The sequence below is a fragment of the Aliagarivorans taiwanensis DSM 22990 genome (genome assembly GCF_000429505.1).
GTDB lineage: Bacteria > Pseudomonadota > Gammaproteobacteria > Enterobacterales > Celerinatantimonadaceae > Aliagarivorans > Aliagarivorans taiwanensis.
On the sequence record NZ_AUBZ01000074.1, the window covers coordinates 1 to 1,530 of the forward strand.

A 1,530-nucleotide genomic window follows, 5' to 3' on the forward strand; every position below is an offset into this window, starting at 1 on the left:
CATACATAACATAGGGCTGATTGCTTTTAGCAAGAGTACCATAAGTCGTTGTGGTCGATACAAACTTGAAGGCGAATACCATTGCTGCATGGCGCCAGCTTAGCCTCATTGCGCTAACGAGATAATTCCACGGAAGGAAGTCTCTTAACTCCCTAAAACACCCCTGCCTTTTATACCCATTCTCAATTCGCTACTCGTTAACAGAAATTAATATCGACCTATGCACTATCTATCACACGTATTGAGGTTGCCTGCTTAAATAGGCATTGAATCAAGCTCGATTGAAAATGAATATCTGTAAACCATAGGCTAGAAAACCTCACAAAACTATCATACGCAGCAAGTTCAAGCGCATATCAATCGTGCGTCATAATTAACCAAACGGGAACAACGATGAAACGTAATCACCTATTAACCATTGCTGCAATTACCTCGCTCTGCGCGCCGGCTTTTTCGGTCAATGCCTCGAAGCTCAGCGGCGAGCTGATACTGCTGTCTGGCTACTCTTCGACGAACTCTAACCTGAGCACCGATACCGATGCGACGTTGCGCGGTCTCGGCGGCAGCGCTGAGCGCGAAGACGACTACCTGGTTGCGCCGCTGGGTCACATTGCCTACTCACTGGGTGCCAACAACAATCAACGTATCTACTTAGGGACTTCCCGTGATGACTTAGCGGTGGGTGATCTAGCGTTCGAGCTGGGTTATCAATATGACTTTGCCAACGGTACTCAAATCGACGTGGCATTCTTGCCTACTGTGGTCTCGGGGGAGGTATGGGCCAACCCGTATCAAACCGGCCCAGCACGCGGTAAGGAAGACATTGAAGGGTATGCCTACCGTATGAAGATCAATAACTTGATGAACAGCGGCTTCTCTCTGGACATGGCCTTTGCTACATCGGAAGTTGACAATGAACGCATTGAATACCAAAGCCTTCACCGCGATAACGATACCTACTATGTAAAAGGCAGTTACGGCTTTGAGCTGGGCCAACGTTCAGGCTTGGTGACCTCGTTTGCATACACCCACCTGGATGCTGAAGGCAAAGCGGCGAGTTTTGATCAGTACAAGGCAGAAGTTACCTATTTTATTAGCAACGGCGTTCAGTCGTTGGCACTAACCAGTAGTTATGCGCGCAGGGAGTATGATGAAATCCACCCGATCTTTAACAAAGAACGTGCGGATGATCGCCACAAATTGTTTATCGCTTACGAGTACGCGAACGTAATGGGCTGGCAAAACTGGAACTTTGTATCGCTGAACGGCGTTAACCTCAACCGTTCCAACATAGACTTCTATGAGAATGAAGACTATCTGGTTTCGATGGGATTGAGTTACAAGTTCTAAGTGCAATCGAAGATATGGAGTACCCAAGAAGTGACAATATAAGCAAATGGTGGTTCTCCAGTGTCAATATTCAATGATGCGTAGGGCTGACGAATCCCCACATAATTAGCCGATAAATCAGAGTGTTGCGCTTGGAGTGCAACCCGCGAAGTGATCTAATGGTATGTGCAACCAAACCAG

The 1,530-nt window shown here is 47.3% G+C and carries 1 protein-coding gene; it reads left to right on the plus strand.

The annotated features are described in order from the left end of the window. Positions 1 to 393: 393 nt before the first annotated feature. Complete coding sequence (locus tag G462_RS0120045; RefSeq protein WP_026960559.1) at positions 394 to 1,350, plus strand: DUF2860 family protein; 957 nt, start codon at positions 394 to 396, stop codon at positions 1,348 to 1,350. Positions 1,351 to 1,530: the final 180 nt, after the last annotated feature.